At 40.6% G+C, this 23058-nt stretch carries 14 protein-coding genes and 1 pseudogene; 3 read left to right on the forward strand and 12 right to left on the reverse strand.

Annotation, left to right across the window (positions count from 1 at the left end):
- Positions 1 to 101 precede the first annotated feature (101 nt).
- Both HMPREF1535_RS07795 and HMPREF1535_RS07800 read right to left on the reverse strand, forming a co-directional pair.
- The gene (locus tag HMPREF1535_RS07795) at positions 102 to 3389 is read right to left on the reverse strand and encodes a tetratricopeptide repeat protein (RefSeq protein WP_046145774.1); all 3288 of its coding nucleotides are present in this window, start codon (positions 3387 to 3389) and stop codon (positions 102 to 104) included.
- A gap of 10 nt (positions 3390 to 3399) precedes the next feature.
- The gene (locus HMPREF1535_RS07800) at positions 3400 to 4773 is read right to left on the reverse strand and encodes a sugar porter family MFS transporter (protein ID WP_046145775.1); all 1374 of its coding nucleotides are present in this window, start codon (positions 4771 to 4773) and stop codon (positions 3400 to 3402) included.
- A gap of 161 nt (positions 4774 to 4934) precedes the next feature.
- Between HMPREF1535_RS07800 and HMPREF1535_RS07805 the strand changes: the two genes are divergently transcribed.
- Positions 4935 to 5822, forward strand: a complete 888-nt coding sequence (locus HMPREF1535_RS07805; protein ID WP_044215019.1) for an AraC family transcriptional regulator — start codon at positions 4935 to 4937, stop codon at positions 5820 to 5822.
- 486 nt (positions 5823 to 6308) lie between these two features.
- Entirely contained in the window at positions 6309 to 6470 is a 162-nt protein-coding gene (locus HMPREF1535_RS26085) for a hypothetical protein (protein ID WP_154670867.1), read from the forward strand.
- On the opposite strand, the gene HMPREF1535_RS07810 is transcribed toward HMPREF1535_RS26085, so the two are convergent.
- The 5 genes from HMPREF1535_RS07810 to HMPREF1535_RS07830 form a co-directional block, all read right to left on the reverse strand.
- Positions 6467 to 7459: a metallophosphoesterase family protein gene (locus HMPREF1535_RS07810; RefSeq protein WP_129697754.1), complete on the reverse strand. Its 993-nt coding sequence runs from the start codon at positions 7457 to 7459 to the stop codon at positions 6467 to 6469. The two genes, HMPREF1535_RS26085 and HMPREF1535_RS07810, sit on opposite strands and share 4 nt — an antisense overlap.
- A complete protein-coding gene (locus HMPREF1535_RS07815) occupies positions 7441 to 8967 on the reverse strand; it encodes a SusD/RagB family nutrient-binding outer membrane lipoprotein (RefSeq protein ID WP_052716672.1) in 1527 nt (508 codons plus the stop codon). Before HMPREF1535_RS07815 ends, HMPREF1535_RS07810 begins: the two co-directional genes overlap by 19 nt.
- A gap of 12 nt (positions 8968 to 8979) precedes the next feature.
- Positions 8980 to 12288, reverse strand: coding sequence for a SusC/RagA family TonB-linked outer membrane protein (locus tag HMPREF1535_RS07820; RefSeq protein WP_046145778.1), 3309 nt, complete (start codon positions 12286 to 12288; stop codon positions 8980 to 8982).
- Between the two features lie 212 nt (positions 12289 to 12500).
- Positions 12501 to 13436 carry a FecR family protein gene (locus tag HMPREF1535_RS07825; protein ID WP_046145779.1) on the reverse strand — a complete coding sequence of 312 codons (936 nt, stop codon included), beginning with the start codon at positions 13434 to 13436 and terminating at the stop codon, positions 12501 to 12503.
- A gap of 112 nt (positions 13437 to 13548) precedes the next feature.
- Entirely contained in the window at positions 13549 to 14097 is a 549-nt protein-coding gene (locus HMPREF1535_RS07830) for an RNA polymerase sigma-70 factor (protein WP_046145780.1), read from the reverse strand.
- Positions 14098 to 14156: 59 nt separating this feature from the next.
- Between HMPREF1535_RS07830 and HMPREF1535_RS25760 the strand changes: the two are divergent.
- A pseudogene (locus HMPREF1535_RS25760) lies at positions 14157 to 14252 on the forward strand (AraC family transcriptional regulator); the annotation flags it as partial.
- A 124-nt stretch (positions 14253 to 14376) separates the two neighbouring features.
- On the opposite strand, the gene HMPREF1535_RS07835 reads toward HMPREF1535_RS25760, so the two are convergent.
- The 5 genes from HMPREF1535_RS07835 to HMPREF1535_RS07855 all read right to left on the reverse strand — a co-directional run bounded on the left by HMPREF1535_RS07835 (position 14377) and on the right by HMPREF1535_RS07855 (position 23006).
- Entirely contained in the window at positions 14377 to 15720 is a 1344-nt protein-coding gene (locus HMPREF1535_RS07835) for a BT_3987 domain-containing protein (protein ID WP_046145781.1), read from the reverse strand.
- A gap of 36 nt (positions 15721 to 15756) precedes the next feature.
- Entirely contained in the window at positions 15757 to 17643 is a 1887-nt protein-coding gene (locus HMPREF1535_RS07840; RefSeq protein ID WP_046145782.1) for a RagB/SusD family nutrient uptake outer membrane protein, read from the reverse strand.
- A 19-nt stretch (positions 17644 to 17662) separates the two neighbouring features.
- Positions 17663 to 21055, reverse strand: coding sequence for a SusC/RagA family TonB-linked outer membrane protein (locus HMPREF1535_RS07845; protein ID WP_009860590.1), 3393 nt, complete (start codon positions 21053 to 21055; stop codon positions 17663 to 17665).
- 143 nt (positions 21056 to 21198) lie between these two features.
- Positions 21199 to 22392, reverse strand: coding sequence for a FecR family protein (locus HMPREF1535_RS07850; protein WP_009860589.1), 1194 nt, complete (start codon positions 22390 to 22392; stop codon positions 21199 to 21201).
- A gap of 59 nt (positions 22393 to 22451) precedes the next feature.
- Positions 22452 to 23006, reverse strand: coding sequence for an RNA polymerase sigma factor (locus tag HMPREF1535_RS07855; RefSeq protein ID WP_009860588.1), 555 nt, complete (start codon positions 23004 to 23006; stop codon positions 22452 to 22454).
- Positions 23007 to 23058: the final 52 nt, after the last annotated feature.

Here is a 23058-nt window from a genome sequence, read left to right on the forward strand (position 1 = left end):
ATGAACAATGCTGTTCCGATAGCACGAACAACGTTGTTCATATACCGTGAACAGTACTGTTCATACACTATGAAAAGCACTGTTCATGCCATCGGAAAAGATCAGATCATCTTCTGATGTATCTGAACTCCCTGATGGTTATTATCCATTTCGGCAGCGATATCGAAATATTTCATTGCTTTCTCGTTATTACCTAATCCCAGGTGGCCTAATGCCATCAGGTAATTACAATGGATACGGTTCTTTTTATTCATATCATCTTCCCATATCTGTAAATCAGGTAAGGATACAGCGAAATAATCCATCTTAAAGACATCATACAGATGCTTTTCGCCATAAGAAATCAGGTTATTAAAGCGTCCGCGAGCTTCTTCTTCACGTTCCAACTTACGTAAAGCCAGTCCCTGATAGAATATCTTATCCGGTTTCTGATCGTTATAATACATAGCGGCAGCCGGTTGGCTGTTTCCGATGCTGGCGGCCAGGAATAATTCCATCGCTTCTTCTTTACGTCCCAAGCCGGACAGAGCACAGGCTTTATAATAATTAAAGTCGTTTTCCTGTGCACCATATAGTTTGCCTTCGCCCAGATTATGCGGATAGATGAAACATTCCTCAATCAAGGCCAGAGCTTCTTCATATTTCTTTTCAGCTAATAACTGCTTTACTAATTCTACACGAGCCAGCTGGTATTGTGCCGGGACCTTGCCTTCTCCCCCTTCCCACGGATGGAACTTACGGGCATCGATCATACGGATTGCTTCTTCATATTGTCCGAGTTGATTCAGTAAGGTGACATATTCCAGATACAGGTCATCACGCTGGAAAGCTATGTCTTTATGCTTTTCAAGGAAAGCCAGACGATCTTCATGCGAACAATTCAGGCGTTTATACAACTGATCGAGCTCCATCAGGATACGGGCATCCGTCATATCGAGCGCAAAAGCCTTTTCAAGCAGAGTAACCGCCTCTTCCTGCCTATTCAGCTTATTGAAATAAGCCAGGGAAAGGTTACGCAAGACGGTCGGGAAGGTATCATCCTGCTGCATGGAAGTCTCCCAGCAGGTGATTGCTTCCGGATACTGACGCTTGTCGTACCACAAATTACCCAGATAATACAAGGCTTTCGGAGTTTCTGTTGCAAACCCGATAACAGACTGTAGAGCAAGAATTGCCTCCAATACATTGGGGAAACAACAATCAGGCAATTGCTGTTCCGCTTCACGGATAGCTGCCAAGGCCTCTTCTTTACGATCCAGTTGAATCAGGAACCAGCTTTTATAATAATGAAGCATAGTCTGTCCCGAAACATTTTGGCCGATAGCCGTTTCAGCCGCCATCAATGCTTCCTCCCAACAGCCGGCAGATGCATAATCCAAGGCCAGTTCTTCATAATTATGGGCCTCCGGACGCATCAGAGCGAGCAATTCTTTCAGGTCAGCCTCAACTCCGGTAATCAGATATTTTTCAAAACCACAACCGAAATTAAAACGGTCGATACGCAGGGAATCCTCAATCAAAGCCAGTGCCTCATCCTTCCGTCCCAGATGGCGAAGGATAGCCGCTTTCAAATGGCGTCCCCGCAGATTATGCCAGTTGCGAAGTAAAGATTTATCTATTTCATAGAGAGCCTCTTCCCAATCCCCGCGTGCTGCCGATAACTGAGCCAGGGAATAGTAGCCGGCATCCTGCCAGGCTGCATTCCAACAGGCTTTATAGAAAAAGTCATATGCTTCTTCTGTTTTCCCCTGATATTTCAAAGAAAGACCCAGATTATATAATGGCTCGCCATCATAAGGATTCGGATTACGTTCCGTCAGTGTTTTCACCGCCTGTCGCAGATAAGGTTCTGCCTTGGCAAACTGACCTTTACGAATCAACCACAATCCCATCGCATTATTATTACGTACATCGGTCGCATCACGGCGAAGTGCTTCTTCATAATAATCAGTTGCCGAATAAGTGGCATGGCGGTATTGTTCCAGATGTAAGCCTGTCAGATACAGCTGTTCGGTGGTACGCACATCTTTCGGGTCAAGAGCCGCTTTGGCGGGTTCGGGTACTTCCTTAATCACATCGGGTTCCGGTTCCCAGTATAACATCTGCTTCCCTTTTGCGTTACGGATACAGACTTTCACATCGCACAAATCTGCAACCGGAACAAATTCCTCCAGTATATTTTCGGGAGTAATATCACGGGTAATATCCAGACAAACCTCTCCGGATTTCTCCACGACAATATGCAAATCATTCTGTACGGACGTAGCGAAAACTTTTAATAAAGCGCCCTTTCCATCGGGTTCCAGGTTCATCAGAAGGTCGGAAGAGGCATTCTTCACCACACCCAGTTCGCGATAAGGCATGAAGTATTGGGTAAACGTTTTTTCTTCATAAGGCTGAAGCCAGGTGAAGTCAGGCTGATTGTCGGTATAAACACCGGTCATCAGTTCGATATAAGGGCCGTCGGAATCTGTCAGGTTACGATCCCAGGCCTGTCCGAAATCGCCATTACCCCAGGTCCATTGCTTCTTACCCGGCGAGATATGATGGTTTGCCACATGAAGCACACCGGCACGTGTATCATTCTCATATCCCCCCACAAAATTATAGTTGGAACGGATTGCCATATAAGAGGTAGGAACAGGGATATTCTTATAACGGGAAATATCCACTCCTGCCGAATAATCCATCTTATAGTAAGTACCGGTAGCAATCGGATAGCGTGACACATCACGTTTACCATGATCGAACACAGCATTCACATCGGCAGGGAACACCGATTGATAGGCATCATTTACGGCCACAGCCGGATTCGCCCACCAAAGGAAAGTCTGCGGTATCGGTGTCGGGTTATACAGTTTTCCCTGAATCTCCAGGACAGCCCGTCCCGGACGAAGGGTAAAACCGGCCATCCCTTTCTGATGGAACATACGTTCGCGCTCGCTCACCCAAACGATGGCACTGCCGTCGGCACAACGTTCGATCGTATAATCGATCGGCAGGAACGTACTCGGACGATGATGTTGCGGCCAGTTGAACTCGATTCCACCGGAAATCCACGGACCGGTCAAACCGACCAAAGCCGGTTTAATCACATGGTTATAATAGATGAAATGACGGTTTTTGATTTTATCGTATGCCATCTGTACACGTCCGCCCAGCTCCGGGAGGATCATAACTTTGATATATTCGTTTTCAAGATAAACAGCATGATAACTCTTTTCTTCGCAGGTATCTTCAATCTTTTCCACTACCGGATAAGGATACACCACTCCGCTGCTTCCCTGGTAAACACGCTTCTCCAGGAACATCGGATTCTTTTCGGCTTTGCCAATACCGTAAGTAGGAAGAAGGATATCTTCTTCCCACACTTTCACATTTTCAGTCATTTCAGTATATTTATTTTGTTAATTCTTTTTCCAGTTCTTCCAATGTTTTTCCTTTTGTTTCAGGAAGTTTTGCACGTATAAAGAAGAATCCGCTCAAACAGATGGCACCATACAACCAGAAGGTTCCGGAAGCACCCACCGCTTCATTCAATATCGGGAAAGTATAAGTCAGCAGGAAGCAGGCCGCCCACAGGAAGAATGTGGAGATAGCCATTGCCATCCCGCGTATCCTTACAGGGAATATCTCGGAAAGAACCACCCAAACCACCGGTGCAAGAGACATAGCATAGCATGCAATCGCCATCACTACCAGTAGAAGCATCGGCCAACCGCTTACTTCAAAGAAATAGCAGGTTCCCAATATTCCATAGATAACAGCTAGTCCTGCCGAACCAACAAACATCAGGCTTCGTCTACCCCATTTGTCAACCGTATAGATGGCAACAAAAGTAAAGATCACATTAGTCACCCCTGTCACTACAATATTCATCAAGACATCCGACACCGCATAACCGGCTTCCGAAAAGATTTCATGAGCATAATTAAAGATCACATTGATACCGCACCATTGCTGGAAGATCGCTAATACGATTCCGATAATGAGCACGTTCCGAACACCCGGCTTTAACAGAGCCCCCCAGTTTACTTTTTCTTCTTTCTTATCGGTCAGTTGCGCCAGTTCGTCCAATGTCTGATCGGCATATTGCTCTCCACCAATACGTAGTAAGATAGCCCGTGCCTGAGTCGTCTTTTGCACGGTTGCCAGCCAGCGCGGACTTTCAGGAATAATAAAAGAAAGGATAAAGAACAATCCGGCCGGAATCAGTTCCGCCCAGAACATCCATCGCCAGGCCCACTCGATACTGTTGGCACTCAACGTTTCACCCCCCTGTATAAAGTACTCTCCGATTTGCCAGTTAGCCAACTGCGCCATCAGGATACCCAAAACAATCGTCAGCTGATTCAGGGAAACAAACTTTCCCCGGACAGAGGCCGGAGCGACCTCAGCAATATATACCGGCGAAATGTTCGAAGCGATACCGATACCGAATCCACCGACTATACGATAAATGATAAACCAGTTAAAACTGTCTACCGCCCCCGTTCCGTAGGCAGACAGTACAAAAAGGAAAGAAGCGATAATCAACATCTTTTTTCGCCCGTACTTATCACTCCATTCACCGGAAAGCAACGCACCGGCCAGACAACCGATCAGGGCACTACTCATCGCCCACCCACGAAGAGCGGCAGAGCCTTCAAGCCCGAAAAAGGGTTCATAAAATATCTTGGCACCTCCGATCACTACCCAGTCGTAACCGAATAATAATCCGCCCATAGCTGAGACCAGACAAATAAGTAATAAGTAAGCAGTTGTTCGCTTCATGACATTAGTATTAAAGTTATGGTGCAAAGAAACAGGTTTCCGGTTAATAGTGAAATAGATAAAACTGGCTTAGAGATGGACAATCTTTCGATTTACATTCCAAAAACAACAAGATATAATATAAATAACATATCTTTGTGCATATCTATAAATCCAGTACCATGATCAAACTCAAAGACGGTTTTAGCGGAGAACGGGCCCTTGTATTACCCCAATCTATTATACAAGAAATGGAGAAAGACGCGCTTTCATCGATCCTGCACATTACGGACATCGGTTATTACCCGAAGGCCCTGCATCATTTCCGTGAACGGAAAGAGCCGATCTGCCAGTTCGTCTTCATTTATTGTATAGAGGGAGCCGGATGGTTCCGTTGCGGCGACCAGGAATATACGGTCACAGCCAACCAGTATTTTATCCTGCCAGCCGGAGTCACGCATGCCTACGGTTCGGATGATACGAATCCCTGGACCATTTACTGGATACATTTCAAGGGGAAGCTGGCCTCTTACTTTGCCGGCCAGGCCAGCCGTCCGATCGAAATAAAACCGAGCGTCCAGTCCCGGATCAGTAACAGAAATGACCTTTTCGAAGAGATATTCCGCACATTGGAGATGGGATACAGCCATGAAAACTTATTGTATGCCTGTTCTGCTTTCCATTATTACTTAGGTTCTTTACGCTATCTCCAACAATATCGTGAAGCAGCCCGTAACGAATCGGATCAGAACGATATCGTTACCGCTGCCATCCATTATATGAAAGAAAACCTGGAAAAGAAAATAACATTAGCAGACCTGGCTACCCATATAGGCTATTCCCCTTCCCATTTTTCCGTCCTGTTCAGCAAGCGTACCGGATATGCCCCCCTGACTTATTTCAACCAACTGAAGATACAACAGGCTTGCCAGCTACTGGACTTTACGGATATGAAAGTAAACCAGATCTGTTATAAGATAGGGATAGAAGATACCTATTATTTCTCCCGGCTATTCAGCAAGGTGATGGGGATGTCACCGAGAGAGTACAAGAAGCAGAAAAAGGGGTAAAATACGGGGTTTTATACATTTGCTTTCACCCTTCACAAGCAATACCTTACTGTAATACAATGAATTGAGGTGAAGGCAGAGTGAAGGGTGATAAAATGTTGTTTCGAACAAAAGCGTACGGCTTTTCCCAAGAATACGTACGTTTTTTCCCCTATATCCCGGCAGCTCATACCGTGTAAAGTAGTATCCGATCCCCTATACCCTACCGGTATGTACGTTATAGGGTAGGTGTATCATCATACTGGTACTACTATCCCATCCGGTCAGCATCGTAGTGTCAGTACCATTCACATTACTGTGTGAAGGTAAGTGACACCCAAAGGGACAGGCATCGGTTGCCCAACGGATAACTATCCGTCCTCAAACGGATGCCTGCTCATCGGAAGGTTTCCTGTTACGGTTCCCTCAATAGCCGGGAAAAGACTGGGTTCACAGTAAAAAGTTATAATACAACGCATTACGTATGTGAAGGATGAAGTATGAAGTATGAAAATCATGGAGGGGGGAGATTGTATCCGCCGCGGACTTTCTCATGTTTTAAACTCCCTTTACAATCTTGTAAAACGATGTTTTGTGTCGGCTAAAACAATAGCATCTGCAAACCGTTCGCCCAATATCAGTAATGCCAATATACTGGAGTATATCTAATCCGATGGTATAAAATGTATCAAAACATCTTTTTTATTATAATTAGCATCAACTACATATTGAAGTTTGTCATTAAAAAAGTCTATAGCTTCCTCATGTGTATGTCCGGCATAAATGCCTATTACTTCCGGACTATTTAAAACCAAATTCCGGAATTGATAGGTTATCTCTGTAAATCCTTTTTCCGGCCAAGGATCTCTCCGTTCTATCTCATAATAAATATCATTTTTCTTATTCCAATCCGGATGCCCGCAACCATAGTCTATATTGTGTCCCGATAAATAAACTGGAATATGCATCGATAGAATAATTGGTAATCCCCTATTGATCTGCCCTTGAAGAAAAGAAAGTTGCTCTTGGGTTATCTCAAAAGCAGAATTATCAATCATTACAAAATTTATATTATGGACAACCTTGGAATAACACATTGGATTGTCTCCCTGATATAAATCTTTCAAATTAGAATATGTCCATTTCTCCCGTTGAAAGAAAGCGGTTCCCGATTCCCCTTCATAATGCCAATCATGATTACCCGCAATATACATCCACTCTAAACCCGATTTATCAAGTAGAGAATCAATATATTCAACTGAAGCTAAAGAAGGGAAATTAATAATATCACCACCCAAAATCACCAATTCCGAACCCTCTTTTTTAGCCTTATCAAGAGAAGCACAAAGAGCCAAATCACGTCCATTTCCTTTTCCATAGTTCTCAGGCTCAACAGTGCTTCCTCCCATTCGGCGAGTATAATCGTAATAATCTCTTCCTCGCTCATCCTCGATTGTAAAATGGGTATCAGCAAGGAATAATACATTAAACGGCTTTTCTAACCCCTTTATATAATAATAAACATTGCCATCTTGTACTGTAATACTTTCTGCCATTCGTGATGTTCGCCTTTCCTGACAGCCTGCCAAAAGGCAGGCCAGGAAAGTAACATAAAAGAAACATTTTATTTTTACCATCTTCATTTTTTCAATATCCACATTAAATCGTTATTAGTGTCTTTCCCATTATATTGACGCTCCAAAGCGATTTTCAAATTCTCTCCGTTTTCATCATATTCCCGTTGCGGATACATCCAACGCTTCGGTAACTGATTGGGGACATCATTCATATTAGTCTTTGGATCAATCGGTAAAACAGGATATAAAACCCGACGATATTCATAATATCCATCCCATGGATTTTGTAAGAAATAGATAAAATACTTTTGCTGGAAAATCTGTTTTAGCTGAGTATCCACATCCGATGCAAACGCCGCTCGTCCATTCGATAGATAATCAGTAATGTATTCGTCAGTAATGGCAGGTCTTCCTTCTACATACATATCAGGAGTATGATCTTTTACGAACAGCATAGCTGCGCGAACTCCCCGTTCATAAAATTCCTTGGCATTTCCAGGCATCCATCCTCTTATAATTCCTTCCGCGATATTAAAACATTGTTCTGCATAACCAATCCTCATGATAGGTTCCCCTGCAGGATTATTAATATCCTGATAACGTAAGTTCAACTTACAGCACTTACCATCACCATATAATTTAGTAATATCACTGAATGGCAAACTAGGATCAATAGAAATGTAAGCATCAAAATCTCCACTCGCAAGTCCTTGTCCTAAAGTATATTCCGATGGTTCCGCAAAGTAGAACAATCGATTATCTTTCAATACCTTCAACGAATCCACCAAATTGGAAGATAAGACACAATACCCGTTACTACGTGCTTGCAGATCATTGAAAGGATAAACCTGTCCCCCCTTATTAGAATAGACCAACTGGAAATTATCATCATTACTTTCCATCAGTGATCTGCTATTTACCAATTCACTAAATTGTGACTGAATATTCAAGTCTGCTTCCGTATCATGCATATATAAATTAATAAGGACTTTCAGCTTAAAACCATTCACAACTTTCTCCCATTTAGCAGGATCACCATTAAAGATTGGATCTCCTTCAAAACTTTGACTTTTCCCGAACAACTCAGCCGCTTTATCCAAATCTTTTAAAATTGCCTGCATCACCTCTTTTTGTGTATCATATTTGGGAGTATAAATTATTGTTTCCGGATTCACCGCTTCCGAATAAGGAATATCCCCGAATGTCAACGACAAATAAAAACATTTATAAGCTTTAATAAAACAAGCCAAAGCCTCATAAGGCGTCCTAATTTCGGGTGCAGCAGATGCTACCATTCGATTTGCATTAGTTATATCCAGAAAAGAATCGAAACCTGAACGTAAAATCTTGTTATATAATTCACTCCGAATCAGTTCAGCCGTAATAGCATGCTTGCTCATGAAATTATGATCGATAAATGATCCGTATTCATAATTTTGCTTAGTCATACCTATAAGCAATCCTGTAGCCAACATCCCTGGTGCAACCTTATTGGTAGCATTCGGATTATTGTTAATCTCATCAAAATTAGAACAAGAAAACAAGATGGATAGAGATAAGAAAACTCCTAATATTTTATAGTATTTCATAATCATACATTTTTAAAAAGATGTTTTTAAATTGAACCCGATATATCTCATAGAAGGAGAATTCAAATTATCTGACCCTTTATCGGGATCCGAATATTTAAATTCTTTTGTCCATAACAATAAATTATTACCGGTAATACCAACTGTTAAATCAGTCATCTTTATTTTTTTTGTCAATGTATTTGGCACCGTATAATTTAATGCAATTTCGCGAAGTTTAAAATACGTACGATTGTAATAAGATTGTGGTTTACCAGCATAATAATCATTAGAATAATGACGAATATAATTCTCATACGATACTTTTGTGTCGTTTGGGGCATATACACGATTATCACTGATAACCTGCCCGTATTCATCCCGTTCTATTGTTCCCGAAATAACTTTCACACCAGGACCGACATAGCTGATATTCTTATTTACAACCTCGTCATATCTCCATTGATTGTCTGATTTAATATGAGAACCGGAATTCCACATCACTTGGTCTGTCCAGTTATAAGCAACTCCACCAACACACCCGTCAAAAGCAAAATGGAAGGTAAAATCTTTGTAACGCAACGTATTTGAGAATCCCCAAATCCAATCGGGTGAAGAATACCCCATCAAACCACTATAAGGTATACTTTCCGGTAATCCGCTTTTTCCATGTACAATATTTCCATACAAGTCTGTGTCCCAAAGGGTCGTTGTAAGATAATCACAACGCATTCCTTCTTTCACCCATGGTGCTTTGGTCGAATATTTGGGATCCAGTTTCACAAAAACATCACGTTCGGACGACCAGTTAAACAACGTATTCCATTCAAAATCCTTCACTTTTACCGGAGTAGCTCCAATGGATAACTCAAAGCCTCTTCTCTCTCGTTCCTCTTCCGAATTAATATAGGTCTGATCATATCCGGAACTCATACTCAACGGAGCTTTCACTGCAAAATCTTTTCTCCGCTTATTATAATAGGTTAAATCTAACCACACCCTATTACTCAAGAAATTGACATTCGTACCCAATTCATATGAACGGGAACTTTCCGGACGTAAATCGATCCCCCTAATCAATTGGGGATAATAAGCAGCGGTTTTTCCATCCCACATATTAGTTGTGATAGAATAAGTATTGTTTATAGCATAAATATCCAAATCATTTTTATTCTGTGTCCATGACCCTCTTACTTTCAGTAAACTAATCCAATCAGGCATTTTAACCAACTCCGAAAGAACTAAACTAGCCGCTATTGAGGGATAAAAATAAGAACGTGTAGAGCTAGGCAATGTACTTGACCAATCATTACGAGCCGTAATATCAACAAATAACAGGCTACCCCACGAAAGGGTCGCTTTTCCAAAAAAACTATTCACCTGTTTCTTGAATCCTTTCTGTCCTGTTTTTGCCGGATCTACAGAAGCATTCAGAGAATAGAACCCCGGGATAGAAAGTCCATTATTGGTTTCACCCCATACATTACTTCCTTGTTTATAATTGATAGTACCACCGATCAATCCGTCAATACCCAACTTTCCGAATTGATGATTTGCTGTCACCAGGAAATCGTTATTCATACTGAAAGCATTCTCCTGATCCACATAATAGTAACCTTTTTTATTCATTGTATAAGATTTAGCATATTTCCACTCTTCTTTATCCTGATAATAATCAAAACCAGAACGAAGTGTAAAGCTTAACCAAGATAGCACATCATATTTCATTGACAATGATCCATTTGTTACATCATAATCATCGTTATGCCGCACCTCATTTGCCAAAAAATAAGGATTATCATACCAAGTATTTTCCATCCAGTTCTGTGTTTCTCCTTCTTTGCCTCTCTGCCAATAATCCCTATAATCTCGGATATCATATTCGGTACCAGACCAAACAACAAGATTATAGATAAAACCACCGGAACCATACTTAGTACCTTTATCATTCGGGTAAAAACGTTTATTGTAAGTCAGATTTCCTTCGAAACTGAATTTATCTACTTTAAAATCACCTCCAACCGAATAAGTAAACTTATTCAACTTTGTATTCGGGTACTGTCCTTTATTATAAACATGTGTCAGAGAAGTACGGAAACTTCCTTTTTCACTCTGATAAGAAAGGTTGATATTATTATTTGTTACAAGGCCTGTTTCCAGAAAATTCTTAAAATTTTCCTTTCCTTTTGAAACCAATTCCTTTTCTTCCCATTCATAGGTGTACGGATTGTATTGAGTTGCCATATACCCTGCATCCAGTGGAGCTCCCCACACAAAATCACCGGTACGATATTGTCCGGCACCTCCGGAACTGTAAGAAGTCTGAACTTCCGGGAATGCAACATAACCAGCTTCAAACATGGTATTACTGCTGACATTTACCTGTAAACCTCCTTTCTTATTTCCTTTTTTCGTCGTAATAATAATCGCTCCCGAACCACCCCGAGAACCATAAAGAGCAGAAGCTGTAGCTCCTTTCAGCACACTCATTGATTCTACATCATCAGCCGCTATATCTCGTAAGGAAATATTCGTGTAAGGAACTCCATCTATTACCAACAAGGGGGATTCTCCACGTAATGTCAACGTCGGTGCTTCATTGAATTCCGTACTACTTTTTACATTCATACCCGCCACTTTTCCGATTAAGTTGGAAGTTACGTCAATATTTTTCACGCTCGTCAATTTATCTCCATCCACTTTTTGGACAGAATAACCTAATCCTTTCTCCGAACGCTTGATACCCAATGCTGTAACGACAACTTCTTCTAAATTTTGAGTATCTTCCACTAAAGTTAAATATAAAGTATTCTGTCCTTTTACAGAAATTTCTTGATCCACAAAACCTATAAAACTGACCAATATAGAAGCACGATCATCCACTTCTAAAATGAATTTTCCTTCTACATCTGTTATTGTCCCATTCGTTGTCCCTTTCTCAAGCACATTCGCTCCGATAATCGGTTCACCGTTTTGATCTTTGACAATGCCCGTTACTTTCTTTCCTGTTTGTTGTTTCACCATATTTTCCGAGGTAACAGCACCTTTCACTAAAGTAATATTCTTACCTACCACCTTATAAGCTACACCAGTACCTTCAAAAACTCTGTTAAGAACTTCAGAAACAGGTTCATTATTCACATCGACAGAGACTTTCTTATTCACATCGACTTCATTCTTGTCATACACGAACAAGTAATCAGTCTGTTTTTCTATTTCACTAATCACTTTCTGAATAGAGAAACTGTTAGCCTGTATCGAAACCTTCACATTCTGCGAGTTGGCTTCTACTGCAAAAAGTGTATAAATGCAAGTAAACAAAGCTACAATAGTGATTTTCATAATTCGAAATAAATGTTTAAATTCAAGTATAGATTGTCTGTACAAAATATAATTCATAATTTTGTAATTAATAAGTTGTTAGTACTTCGATAAATATCCCAGTTCGGGGTTCTAACCCATAACCGGTAAGCGTTGGCGCGCTTGCCGGTTTTTCATATACTTTCTACGTTTGTGTCATAGGCTATCAGAATTTAAAAGGTTACACAATAAAGTCAGTTAATAGTAATCAGATTCTTCTCCTCATCTTTCTTATAGGTAAAATGATTTGTCAATTGCAGAACACTTAGGATATGATCCAGACCATCCCTTGTCCGGAACTTACCCGTACAATGCCGTTTGTTTTCCAATACGGATTTATTATTCACATGGATATTTACATCGAAATATAATTCCAGTTTTTCCAGAACATCTGTTAATGGTTCATCAAAATAGAGAATACCTTCACGCCACAAGAAATAGTCCACACTTTCGATAGGAATAACCGACAATCCACCATCTCCAATCACAACCCGATTGTTCGGGGTTAGGGATATGGAATGATTTGTCATACGATCTGAAATTTCGACTTTCCCTGTTAACAATGCTGTTTCAAATTCTTTTGACTGATTATAGGCATGTACATTAAAAGATGTACCCAAAGCTTTAACATCATAAGTAGATGTCGAAACAATAAACGGTTTTTCCTTATTGGCCTTTACTTCAAAAAAACCTTCACCTTCCAGAGTGACCCGCCGTTTTCCCTCAACGAAGCGAGTCGGAAAATTCAGTGTACTCCCGGCATTCAGCCAGACTTTTGAACCATCCGCCAGAGTCAACTGTGCATTCTGTCCTGCCGGGACATGTATGGTCTGCATAGCTATAACCTCCTCACCCCCCGGACTGAACCAATGATTCAGCATAAACCCCAACATAAAAACAGCCGCAATTTTCACTGTTTCCTTCAAAAGAAGTTGCCATCTGAATTTTTCTTTCAACGATTTTGTGACAACTTTCGGTTCTTCATGCCAAAAACTGATTTCATACAAACGGCACAGTTGCTGATAATGCTTCAAATTAGCTTCATCAACATCCAACCATTCAGTAATCAGACGTGATTGCTCGTCTGTTGTCCGGCCTTCAAAATATAATTGTAATAGTTTGTCATCCATATTTTATCGCTTTTCATATATAAGACGACCCTCGAAAAGAATTCACTAGTACCAGATGAAAAAAAATTTCCATCCGAATGAAACTTTTTCTCCTTTCGGATAAAACAGGAAATCAATAAAACAGAAAATAAAGGATAGGTAAATAATCTCTCAACGAAATTCGCAAGGCTTTTAAGGCTTTGCCCATATGATAATCCACTCCTTTAACAGTAATACCCAATATGTCGGCTATTTCTTTACCCGACTTATTCTCAAAACGGCTCATGATAAAGATTCTTCGGGTCTGCTCCGGAAGCTTATTTAACGTATCAGCCATGATCGAACGTATCTCATCTGAAAAAATATAATCCGGATCACATGCCTCCAAAGTCGAGATACGAATTGCCAGTTCACGACTGCGCCACTCCTGCATAGCATCGAAAGCCTCTTGTTCATGAGCACGCGCCTTCAGGTAATCCAATGATTTATGCTTCAAAATAGTCAATAATAATGCCTGTGGTTTTTCCACAGATTCTTTTTTCATCGTTTCCCATAATTTGAGCAACGATTCCGTCACAATATCTTCCGCAGCCAGATCATTCCGGACATACAAATTTGCAAATCGAAACGATTTGGCATAATATTGTGCATATATACTATTGAATAACGTGGTTACGGGCATATTTATAACATCTCCTCCTGGGGCAAAAATAAAAAGAATATTCGGTATATATAAATATTCGGATAGAAATAGAAGATACCTATTATTTCTCCCGGCTATTCAGCAAGGTGATGGGGATGTCACCGAGGGAGTATAAGAAGCAGAAGAAAGGGTAAGTATTTTTCAAGTTACAGCATTTGATTATTTCATAGAACAATTACAAAGAAAGCGGAAATATGGAATCTAATGAACCATACTTCCGCCTTTAATAACAAAAGACTTATGTCTGGGAAATAAAGTCTAGAAAACCTTCATTCCAAATTCACTCCATACGAAGAAATTACCTCCTGTCGCATTTTCCGGAACAGAGAAACGAATAATCTTAAACGGCTTTCCTACCATAATCTTCGAATTATAAGTTTCTTTACCACCAGTCGGCAGTCCATCGGTCAGCGTGCTTATCTTATTAAAAGATACACCATCCAGACTTCCTTCAATAATGATCTTTGCCGGTGCGGCACTGCCATTTGCCGAACGTGTCGTATAATAGAAATTAAACGCAGTAGTCTCTGCCGGTAATGCAACCTGAAGGTAATGAGAACCTTCCACAGCAACGCTCCAGGCAGAATGGAAGTAAGTTTCCACATCTCCATCCAACAGATTTGCCAATGAACCTTCCGACGGCTCAACCGCATTTGAAGAAAGCATATCGGCTGTCAATTCCACTTTTTTCAATTTGCTTTCGTCCGGTACATATGAAATACCATATAAACAAGCGTTTTTAGCAGCATCAATCACAAATCCGTCTTTCGAACAATCAATCAATCGTAACGGCAAAACAAAGTTTCCATACTCCAGCTTCGTACGGTCTACCGTTATCTCCAGATCTTTCGAATTCTCTTCCGGAACGAACGACACGGTTCCATCGCTACTTAGTGAATATACACTTTGTGGCAATATGGCATAATTAGTCTCATTCTCTTTGTTATACTCCTCCAGTAAAGATTCGTCTACTCCTACCGTACAATCGAACGTCCATTTACTAACCATCGGTATAGAGACCGGTAATGTAAACTTAGCCTGCGTATCCCCTCCGTCGGTGAATGTATTCGAAACAAAACCAGTTTGCTCGAAATAAACGAAAGGTATTTCTACGGATGGTATCAAAATAGTCTTATCTTTTTCCGAATTGATAGAATCGGCTGAATTTACCAAAGAAACGGGTAACACATACTTCGTACCAGCCGGCAAGTTGTAAATAAGATCCGTCTTAAAAACAATGTTCGCCATTTTATATAAATTGTCCGAACCGAACACCAACCGGTTATCTGCAAGTTGGTAACAATTCTCCGGCAGCTTGACGTAAGAAGTCCCGTTTTGTGCATTGTAAGCATCCAGAGCCGCATCGTCCAATACTGCCACTTCTACATCTGTCACACTTGCCAGGTCTGAGCCTGATTTATTAACAGTTAGTTGATACTCCGTATCTTCCCCAGTCTTATAGAGTGTCAACGGTATTTCCCCGCTGTTTCTAAAATAGACAATTGTGCTATAGTCGCTCAGATATTCATCTTTATTGTCATCACATGCCACAAAACCGACAGTTAAAGAGAACAAAAGCGATATCATTAAAATCTTTTTCATAAATAATTCTTTTTAGATTCGTAAGAATGGTTTCTATTACCAACCATAATTCTGGGTTAACAATTTATTTCTATCCAATTCGCTTTGTATGAAAGGATACAAATAATGATTGTCTTCAAACACACGTGTTTCGAAAACCGTTCTCTCCCAGAAACCGTCAGGAGTCACATCCCCACTACCAGGAAATTGTGCATTCATTCCGTACATCGGGCCACCATCAACATCTTTGGCTATCATCCATGTACGCGTATCGAAATAGCGATGATTCTCGAAAGCAAGTTCAATCCGGCGCTCGTTACGACAAAGTTCGATCAACTTTTCTGTTGAAGCGTTGGGGTAAACTTCAGTAATAGGAGCCAACCCAGCACGATCACGCAAATCAGCCCACACTTCCATTGCCTGCGCCTCATAACCTCCGGGCATAGCAACATTGTGTCGCTTACATTCAAGTACCGCTTCAATGAAATTAAGATACATTTCAGCCAGACGAAAAGTCGGAAATACAATATTTCCCCATTGTCCACTCGCTGAATTAAGCGTATGGTCATAAAAACGATTAACCAGATATCCGGATTTAGGATAGTCATGCGATTTATTACTGTTAGCACCTTTCGCAAAAGAAATCTTTGTCATTCCACTGCCGTGATGCCACCAGTTATCCCCGAAAAATACAGACACATAGAAGCGGGGTTCACGATCTTTATACATATTAGGAGCCGTCAAATCATATTCTCCCGCACCTCCCCAAGCCGGATATTTCCATGTCGTCTTTTCGAACTCATCAACACTATATCCCGAACTTCTGTCAACAATCGGTTCTTTTCCGTTATATCCAGTAATAGGATAACGTCCGTTACTCATAGCATACGCATCAACCTGCTGCTGTGTCGGTCCAACACCGCCATAAGCAGTTCCGGAAATACCGGTCGGTACTGTATGTACTCCTAACTGATAACGTCCTTTATACCCTGTAGACCAGATAAGCTCTGAATTCCAATATTCCTGTGTGATACCATAGTAATTAGCATATGGGTCAGAACCGTCACCGGCACGATACAATTTATACAACGGATTATCAATTAACACTTTAGCTGCTTTGGCTGCTTCCAACCATTTATTGGCATCATAATTTTGCGGAAAAAGATTCACACCCGACAATTCGGGAAACAGATCAGTAACCGGATTCTTTACAGAACTATAAAGTTTGTTACCATTGAATAAGTCACGTGCCGAATAAAGTTTCAAACGAGCAATAACAGCCTGGCAAGTACCTTTAGTAGCCAATCCTTTCTCCACATCCGAATAACTTTCAGCCATAGCCGGATCGTTAATGCAAGCTTCCATTTCACTTACAACATAATCCACACATTCCTCCCATGTATTGCGCGGACGATAAAGAGCCTCCGTAGACGCTGTAAAATCCAACAGTTCGTCACCTAACAAGAAGACCGGACCATAAATACGCATCATCAGAAAGTAATAATAAGAACGGGCAAAACGACTCTGCACTTTATACTGGGCTAATTCTTCTTTTGTGACAATAGGATCAGAGCATCTATCTACATTCTGCATAAAAATATTACATTCACGAATTCCCTTATAAAAGCGATCCATCTGATAATTAGGGACATTACTTGCATTCCAGGATCCGAAATTGATCCAGCGAAGTTCGCGGGCATAAGTAACAGTTCCTTCATCAGAGGCTCCCAGCCAGGGTAAATTCGTAAAGTCACCGGCATCATCAGGAAGAAAACTCATCGAGTTGAGCCAATAACTCCTTGTATCATTACGAGTTTCCCATATTTTATCGAAGGTCAGTTTTTCATCTTCCTGCCTGTCCAAAAAATCATTACAAGAGGAAAAGAATATTACCCCCACAGCAAAACAAATGATTTGAAAAGAAGTTTTTATCGAGACTTTCATATATATCTTTTTTAATGAATTAGAAATTAGCATTTAAACCTACGGTAATCACCCTGTTAGGAGGATAACCGGAGCCGTCACCATTCCCTTTTTCCGGGTCCCAAAGTTTGAATTTACTAAATGTCAACAAGTTATTACCCGAAAGATAAAAACGCAACGATTTGATAAACGTTTTGTTCATTAACCCTTTTGACATCGTATATCCCACTTCAAAATTTTTCAGGCGCAGAAAACTACCGTCACGCATCCACCAATCGGATGTCTGTGAATTATTAGATGATCCGACAGCACCACTCCAGCTCAACCGGGGATAAATCGAACCAGCATTTTGTTCAGCCGTATTACCCGGACGCCATACTTTATCATACACATCTTCATTGATGGCAGCACGTTCCATATTTCCGGAACCAAATGGTGTTTTAATGGTAGACCCGCTTAAAAAGAAATTTACATGGCTAACACCCTGGAAAAAGACATTCACATCCCAATTCTTCCATTGTGCGGTAGCCCCGAAACCGTATACAATTTCCGGTAGGTTTGTAAATCCCATAGCGATTTTATCTTGTGAATCGATCTGACCATCACCGTTTATATCCTGATATTTGATATCGCCGACCCTATACTCACCAAAGGATTGCTTGGGACTATTGTCAATTTCTTCCTGGCTTTCGAAAAGTCCCAGGGCAACTAATCCAAAAGGCTGCAAATTGCCACCCGAACCAAACGGTTTGCCGATTTTGTTCTGATATTTATATTCCCAATCCGGTTCGTCGTTATTCAGCAATTTATTCCGGTTGTAAGTAAAGTTGGCACGTCCGGTCAGAAATACCTCTCCGACCTTCTGTGTATATTCAACCGTACCGTCGAATCCCTGGTTCATTGTTTCCCCGATATTCGTATAAGGAATAACCGATAAACCTACAATAGCCGGTAAGCCGGCACGCTGAAGAAAGATACCGGTTCGTTTTTCATGAAAATAATCGGCTTGTACCCTCACTTTGTCGAGTAATGACAATTCAACTCCGACATTCATCTTAGTAGCTTCTTCCCAGGATGCAGATAAGTTCTCCACATCTCCAACACGAATACCTCCGCCACCATTAGCTCCGGCGGAACCATAATTCCATTGGCCTGCTCCAGCATCATTACCTACCAGAATAGTCGATTCATATACCCAGCGGCGTTCTCCTCCGATATCGTCATTTCCAACTATACCATACGAACCCTTCAGTTTCAGCATATCGACCACTTTTGTTAGCGGCTTGAACCATTTTTCATTCGAAACCATCCAACCGATAGCACCAGCAGGGAAAAAGCCAAAGCGATGTCCACGGGCAAAATTCTCTGAACCGTTGTAACCCATATTAGCCTCAGCGAAGTACGTATCATTGAAAGCATAGGTCACACGTCCGGCAATACCTTGGTTCTTATAAGGTAAAGATTTAAATTTATCCCCTTCCTGCGTACGTGTATGTATTTTATGATTATAAAGGAACAACGCTCCTACACGGTGTTTGTCTGCGAATAAGTGGTCGTAATTCAATGAAGCTTCCATATAAGTAGTCATTGTTCCGTCACGACCGATAGCGTATGACAACTCTCCGCTACCTGTACGGACAGGAGAACCGAAAATAAGATCCCCATTCTCATCTCTTCCGGTTGCATGATACTGGGTTGGTTCTTTGCTACGGCGTTGAATCGTTGTATTCCATGCATCCCATGAGAACTTGAAATTACCGGTTAATCCTTCCAAGGGTTCCCATAAAGCTCCAAAATCCTGTGTCAATCCTATCAGGGATTGCGAAGAGTTCCAGAATTGTTCGCGATATCCGGAGTGCACAAGCATATTCCAGGGATTATAACCGGAATCGGTTGACGGAGCAGCAATCGTTCCATCCGAATATTCAATGGGGAAAGCGTTGGGTGATACCAGATAGGTATATTCCCATATTCGATTATCATTATCACTATCACCCGGACCAAACGATTTTTCATAGATATTTGCCAGATTCAGGTTTAGTGTCGTGCTTTTGGTTAAAGCCAAATCTACATTAGCACGAAAATTGAACTTATCATAATGAACAGACGAATTATAGTCATACAAATTACCGGCACTTTTAAAAATAGAGCTTTCATTATAAAAAGAGCCTGAAATATAGTATTTCACAATATCGGTACCACCTGTAATGCTCAGGTTTACACGCTGGTTAGATGCCAGGTCGTTATAGAGTGCATCGATCCAGTTCACATTCGGATACAGATCAGGATCAGCACCGGTACGATATTTATCAATTGCATCCTGAGAGTAATATCCCGGCTGGATATCATTATACAAATCAGCCCATTGTGCAGAATTAACCATCTTTGGCATCTTAGTAGGGCTGGTTATACCTGCTTCGGCACGCACATTAATAACGGGTTTTCCAAGATTACCTTTTTTAGTTGTGATCAGAATAACACCATTTGCTCCACGTACCCCATACACAGCTGAAGCCGAAGCATCTTTCAGGATAGAAAAAGAAGCGATATCATCGGTATCTACCAGGTCCAGTTCACGTTCGATACCATCAACCAGCACTAATGGAGTAGAACTACCTTTAAACGAAGATACACCACGAATATAAAAATCAGCAGCACTATTTTTTCCAGGCTCTCCCGAACGGGTCATTGCTACAACACCAGCCAACTGTCCGGCCAGCACATTGGAAATAGATGAGCCAGGCATTTTTAAATTTGCTACATCTACGGTAGAAATAGCACCAACCACACTTTCTTTCTTCTGACGACCGTAGCCGACCACCACCACCTCATCCAAAACTTCATCATCGGTAGCCAATGTGACATTGATAGTTGTCTGGTTATTTACGGCAATATCCACACTTTTCATACCCATATATGAAAAAGTTAAAACACCGCCGACACCATCTATCTTAATTGAATATTTACCATCAATATCAGTAACAGCCCCAACAGAACTGTTCTTCAACCAGATATTCGCCCCAATCAAAGGTTCACCGGTCGCATCGCTGACAACCCCGGTTACCGTTATACTTTTCTTTTGCGAAACAGCAGGTAAAGAAACAGGACCGGAAACCGCTTTTCTTTTTACCACCACCTGGTTACCATTTATCTGATAAGTTAGTTCTGTCTTCTCAAACAGCGGATTAAGAATTTCTTGTATAGAACCTTTCACTACTCCAGTTTGCGCATTTCTATTCAACTCGCTTTTGATCTCATCGGAATAGAAAAACACATAACCGGTCTCGGTTTCTATGAATTTAAGAACGTCCAGCATAGTGGACTGTTTTTGTTCCAGTATTTGTTCTATCGAAATAAACGACTCATTATTTGCATAAGCACAGGTTATACCCATACTCAGCAGTAATACAATAATATGTCTGATTTTTTTCATACATTTGTATGTCTTTAGGTTTTTCATTTTTAATTGGAAAATTTAAATTTCTGACAAGTCCGGACGATCTTGCCCATCGTTCGGGCTTTTAATTTCAAGCGTTTTTCATATTCTATATTCCATAGGCAATTCTTTTTAAGTTATTATTCTATTAGTAATGTATTTGATTCAAAGCGATAATGAACATTATAAAGCATTGAAAAAGTTTCCATGACCTGCTCTATGTTATCAAACAAGACGAGTTTACCGGAACTTGTCCGCTGGGCAATACCAGGAGCACATTCAATTTGCACATTATAATAACGACTTAAACGCATCAGGATATTTTCCATTGTTTCTCCTTTAAAAATAAGTACGCCATCTTTCCAGGAGATATAGTCTAAAACATCTACCTCATTAATTTCGTGTTTATCAGGCTGAAGGGTCAACTTATGATTTGGAGTTAATTGTATATTTTCTTCTTCCTTTGTGTCAACCATCACGCTACCTTCTACTAAAACAACTGATTGTGCCTGCTCGTCACCATAAGCGGAAAGATTGAATTTAGTCCCCAACACATTGACTGTAAAACTAGCCGTTTTCACATGAAAAGGTTTGCCACTTTTTACGACCTCGATATAAATCTCCCCCTCCGCTTCGATAGTACGATCGTCACCATCAAACCGGGAAGGGAAACGCAACACGCTCCCTGAGTTTATCCAAATTTTAGAACCGTCAGCCAGTAATAATGAAGAACGGCGCCCTTTAGGTACGACCAACGTATTCATCACTGTCTCATCAATATTCTTTTCAATCCCTTCAGCCTCAATCTTTTTTACAACGAGTTCTTCATCCGGAGAATTTTTCATCGTTACATCAGAGTTGAAAGAGATCAAGGTATTGTCCTCCACATTTATAACTTTCTGATCCTTCGTTATCAATGTAACCTCTGTATGAACCGTGTCAATAGCCATACCGATACCTGTCATCAGATTATTTCCTGAAAACAGACCTCTATCCATTAACCAGTATCCTGCCAGGCTAACTGTTACAAAAACAGCACAAGCCGCTGCATATCTCATAAATAGATTACGCTTTTTAAAACGCTTTTGCTGCATTTCGTTTTGTAACCTCAGCCAAATTTGTTCTGATTTTTCATCCGGAATAGAATACTCGTTCAACCGTACTGATCTTAATATTAAACGTGCTTCGTCAATAGCCCGCTGGTTTTCCGGATGTTCTTTTATCCAAGCATGCCATTTAATATCCAACTCTTGGGTCGGCACCATACACCACATGACAAAACTGTGGTCATGCAACAATCTATGTACTATTTCTGGTATTTGTTTATCGCTCATTCCTTACTTTTATGAGTATTCATTTAAATAAATACGCACAAAGAAGAAATATGACCCCATTAAAATGAAAAAAAATGATCGGAAAGAAAAAAATAAAATAAAACAGGACCATATTGCTCACGCATACGTTCGATTGCGCGATATATTAATTTGCGTGTCCCCTTAGTCGTAAGATTCAGTAATACAGCAATTTCATCATACTCTAATTCTTGCATATAGCGTAAATAAATGGCTTCTCTTTGTCGTCCCGTAAGACTGCATAACATATTTTCAATTTGTTCGGCAATTTCCTTTCGCTCCTCCTCTTCTTCTATATAATCCAGTCCGGACACAGTTATAGAAAACAGATAATCATCTGATTCATCGATATCTTCCATAGTAACTTCCTTCCGCTTTTCAGAAATCATTCGATTTTTTAAACACCGGAAAAGATAATATTTTACATTATCATTATCGACAATCTCATTCTGATGTTCAAAAAAATGTAGGAATACATCATGAATCAAATCATACAACGCATCATCATCAACACCGAGTGCCTTACCATATGAATACATCTGACCTACATATTTTTCATATAGTCTTTTATAGTCACATTGTTTTGTTTTCAACATTTTTCCTAATTTATTATGCAATGGACCATTATTCCATAGTTCTTGTAGAACA

This window comes from Parabacteroides goldsteinii DSM 19448 = WAL 12034, assembly GCF_000969835.1.
GTDB classification, from domain to species: domain Bacteria; phylum Bacteroidota; class Bacteroidia; order Bacteroidales; family Tannerellaceae; genus Parabacteroides; species Parabacteroides goldsteinii.

What these genes read in the sequence shown, in the direction of transcription:
- HMPREF1535_RS07800 (WP_046145775.1), bottom strand. Translation starts at nt 4,773, where the DNA reads ATGAAGCGAACAACTGCTTACTTATTACTTATTTGTCTGGTCTCAGCT.
- HMPREF1535_RS26085 (WP_154670867.1), top strand. Translation starts at nt 6,309, where the DNA reads ATGAAAATCATGGAGGGGGGAGATTGTATCCGCCGCGGACTTTCTCAT.
- HMPREF1535_RS07840 (WP_046145782.1), bottom strand. Translation starts at nt 17,643, where the DNA reads ATGAAAGTCTCGATAAAAACTTCTTTTCAAATCATTTGTTTTGCTGTG.
- HMPREF1535_RS07845 (WP_009860590.1), bottom strand. Translation starts at nt 21,055, where the DNA reads ATGAAAAAAATCAGACATATTATTGTATTACTGCTGAGTATGGGTATA.
- HMPREF1535_RS07805 (WP_044215019.1), top strand. Translation starts at nt 4,935, where the DNA reads ATGATCAAACTCAAAGACGGTTTTAGCGGAGAACGGGCCCTTGTATTA.
- HMPREF1535_RS07850 (WP_009860589.1), bottom strand. Translation starts at nt 22,392, where the DNA reads ATGAGCGATAAACAAATACCAGAAATAGTACATAGATTGTTGCATGAC.
- HMPREF1535_RS07855 (WP_009860588.1), bottom strand. Translation starts at nt 23,006, where the DNA reads ATGTTGAAAACAAAACAATGTGACTATAAAAGACTATATGAAAAATAT.
- HMPREF1535_RS07835 (WP_046145781.1), bottom strand. Translation starts at nt 15,720, where the DNA reads ATGAAAAAGATTTTAATGATATCGCTTTTGTTCTCTTTAACTGTCGGT.
- HMPREF1535_RS07820 (WP_046145778.1), bottom strand. Translation starts at nt 12,288, where the DNA reads ATGAAAATCACTATTGTAGCTTTGTTTACTTGCATTTATACACTTTTT.
- HMPREF1535_RS07830 (WP_046145780.1), bottom strand. Translation starts at nt 14,097, where the DNA reads ATGCCCGTAACCACGTTATTCAATAGTATATATGCACAATATTATGCC.
- HMPREF1535_RS07795 (WP_046145774.1), bottom strand. Translation starts at nt 3,389, where the DNA reads ATGACTGAAAATGTGAAAGTGTGGGAAGAAGATATCCTTCTTCCTACT.
- HMPREF1535_RS07825 (WP_046145779.1), bottom strand. Translation starts at nt 13,436, where the DNA reads ATGGATGACAAACTATTACAATTATATTTTGAAGGCCGGACAACAGAC.
- HMPREF1535_RS07815 (WP_052716672.1), bottom strand. Translation starts at nt 8,967, where the DNA reads ATGAAATACTATAAAATATTAGGAGTTTTCTTATCTCTATCCATCTTG.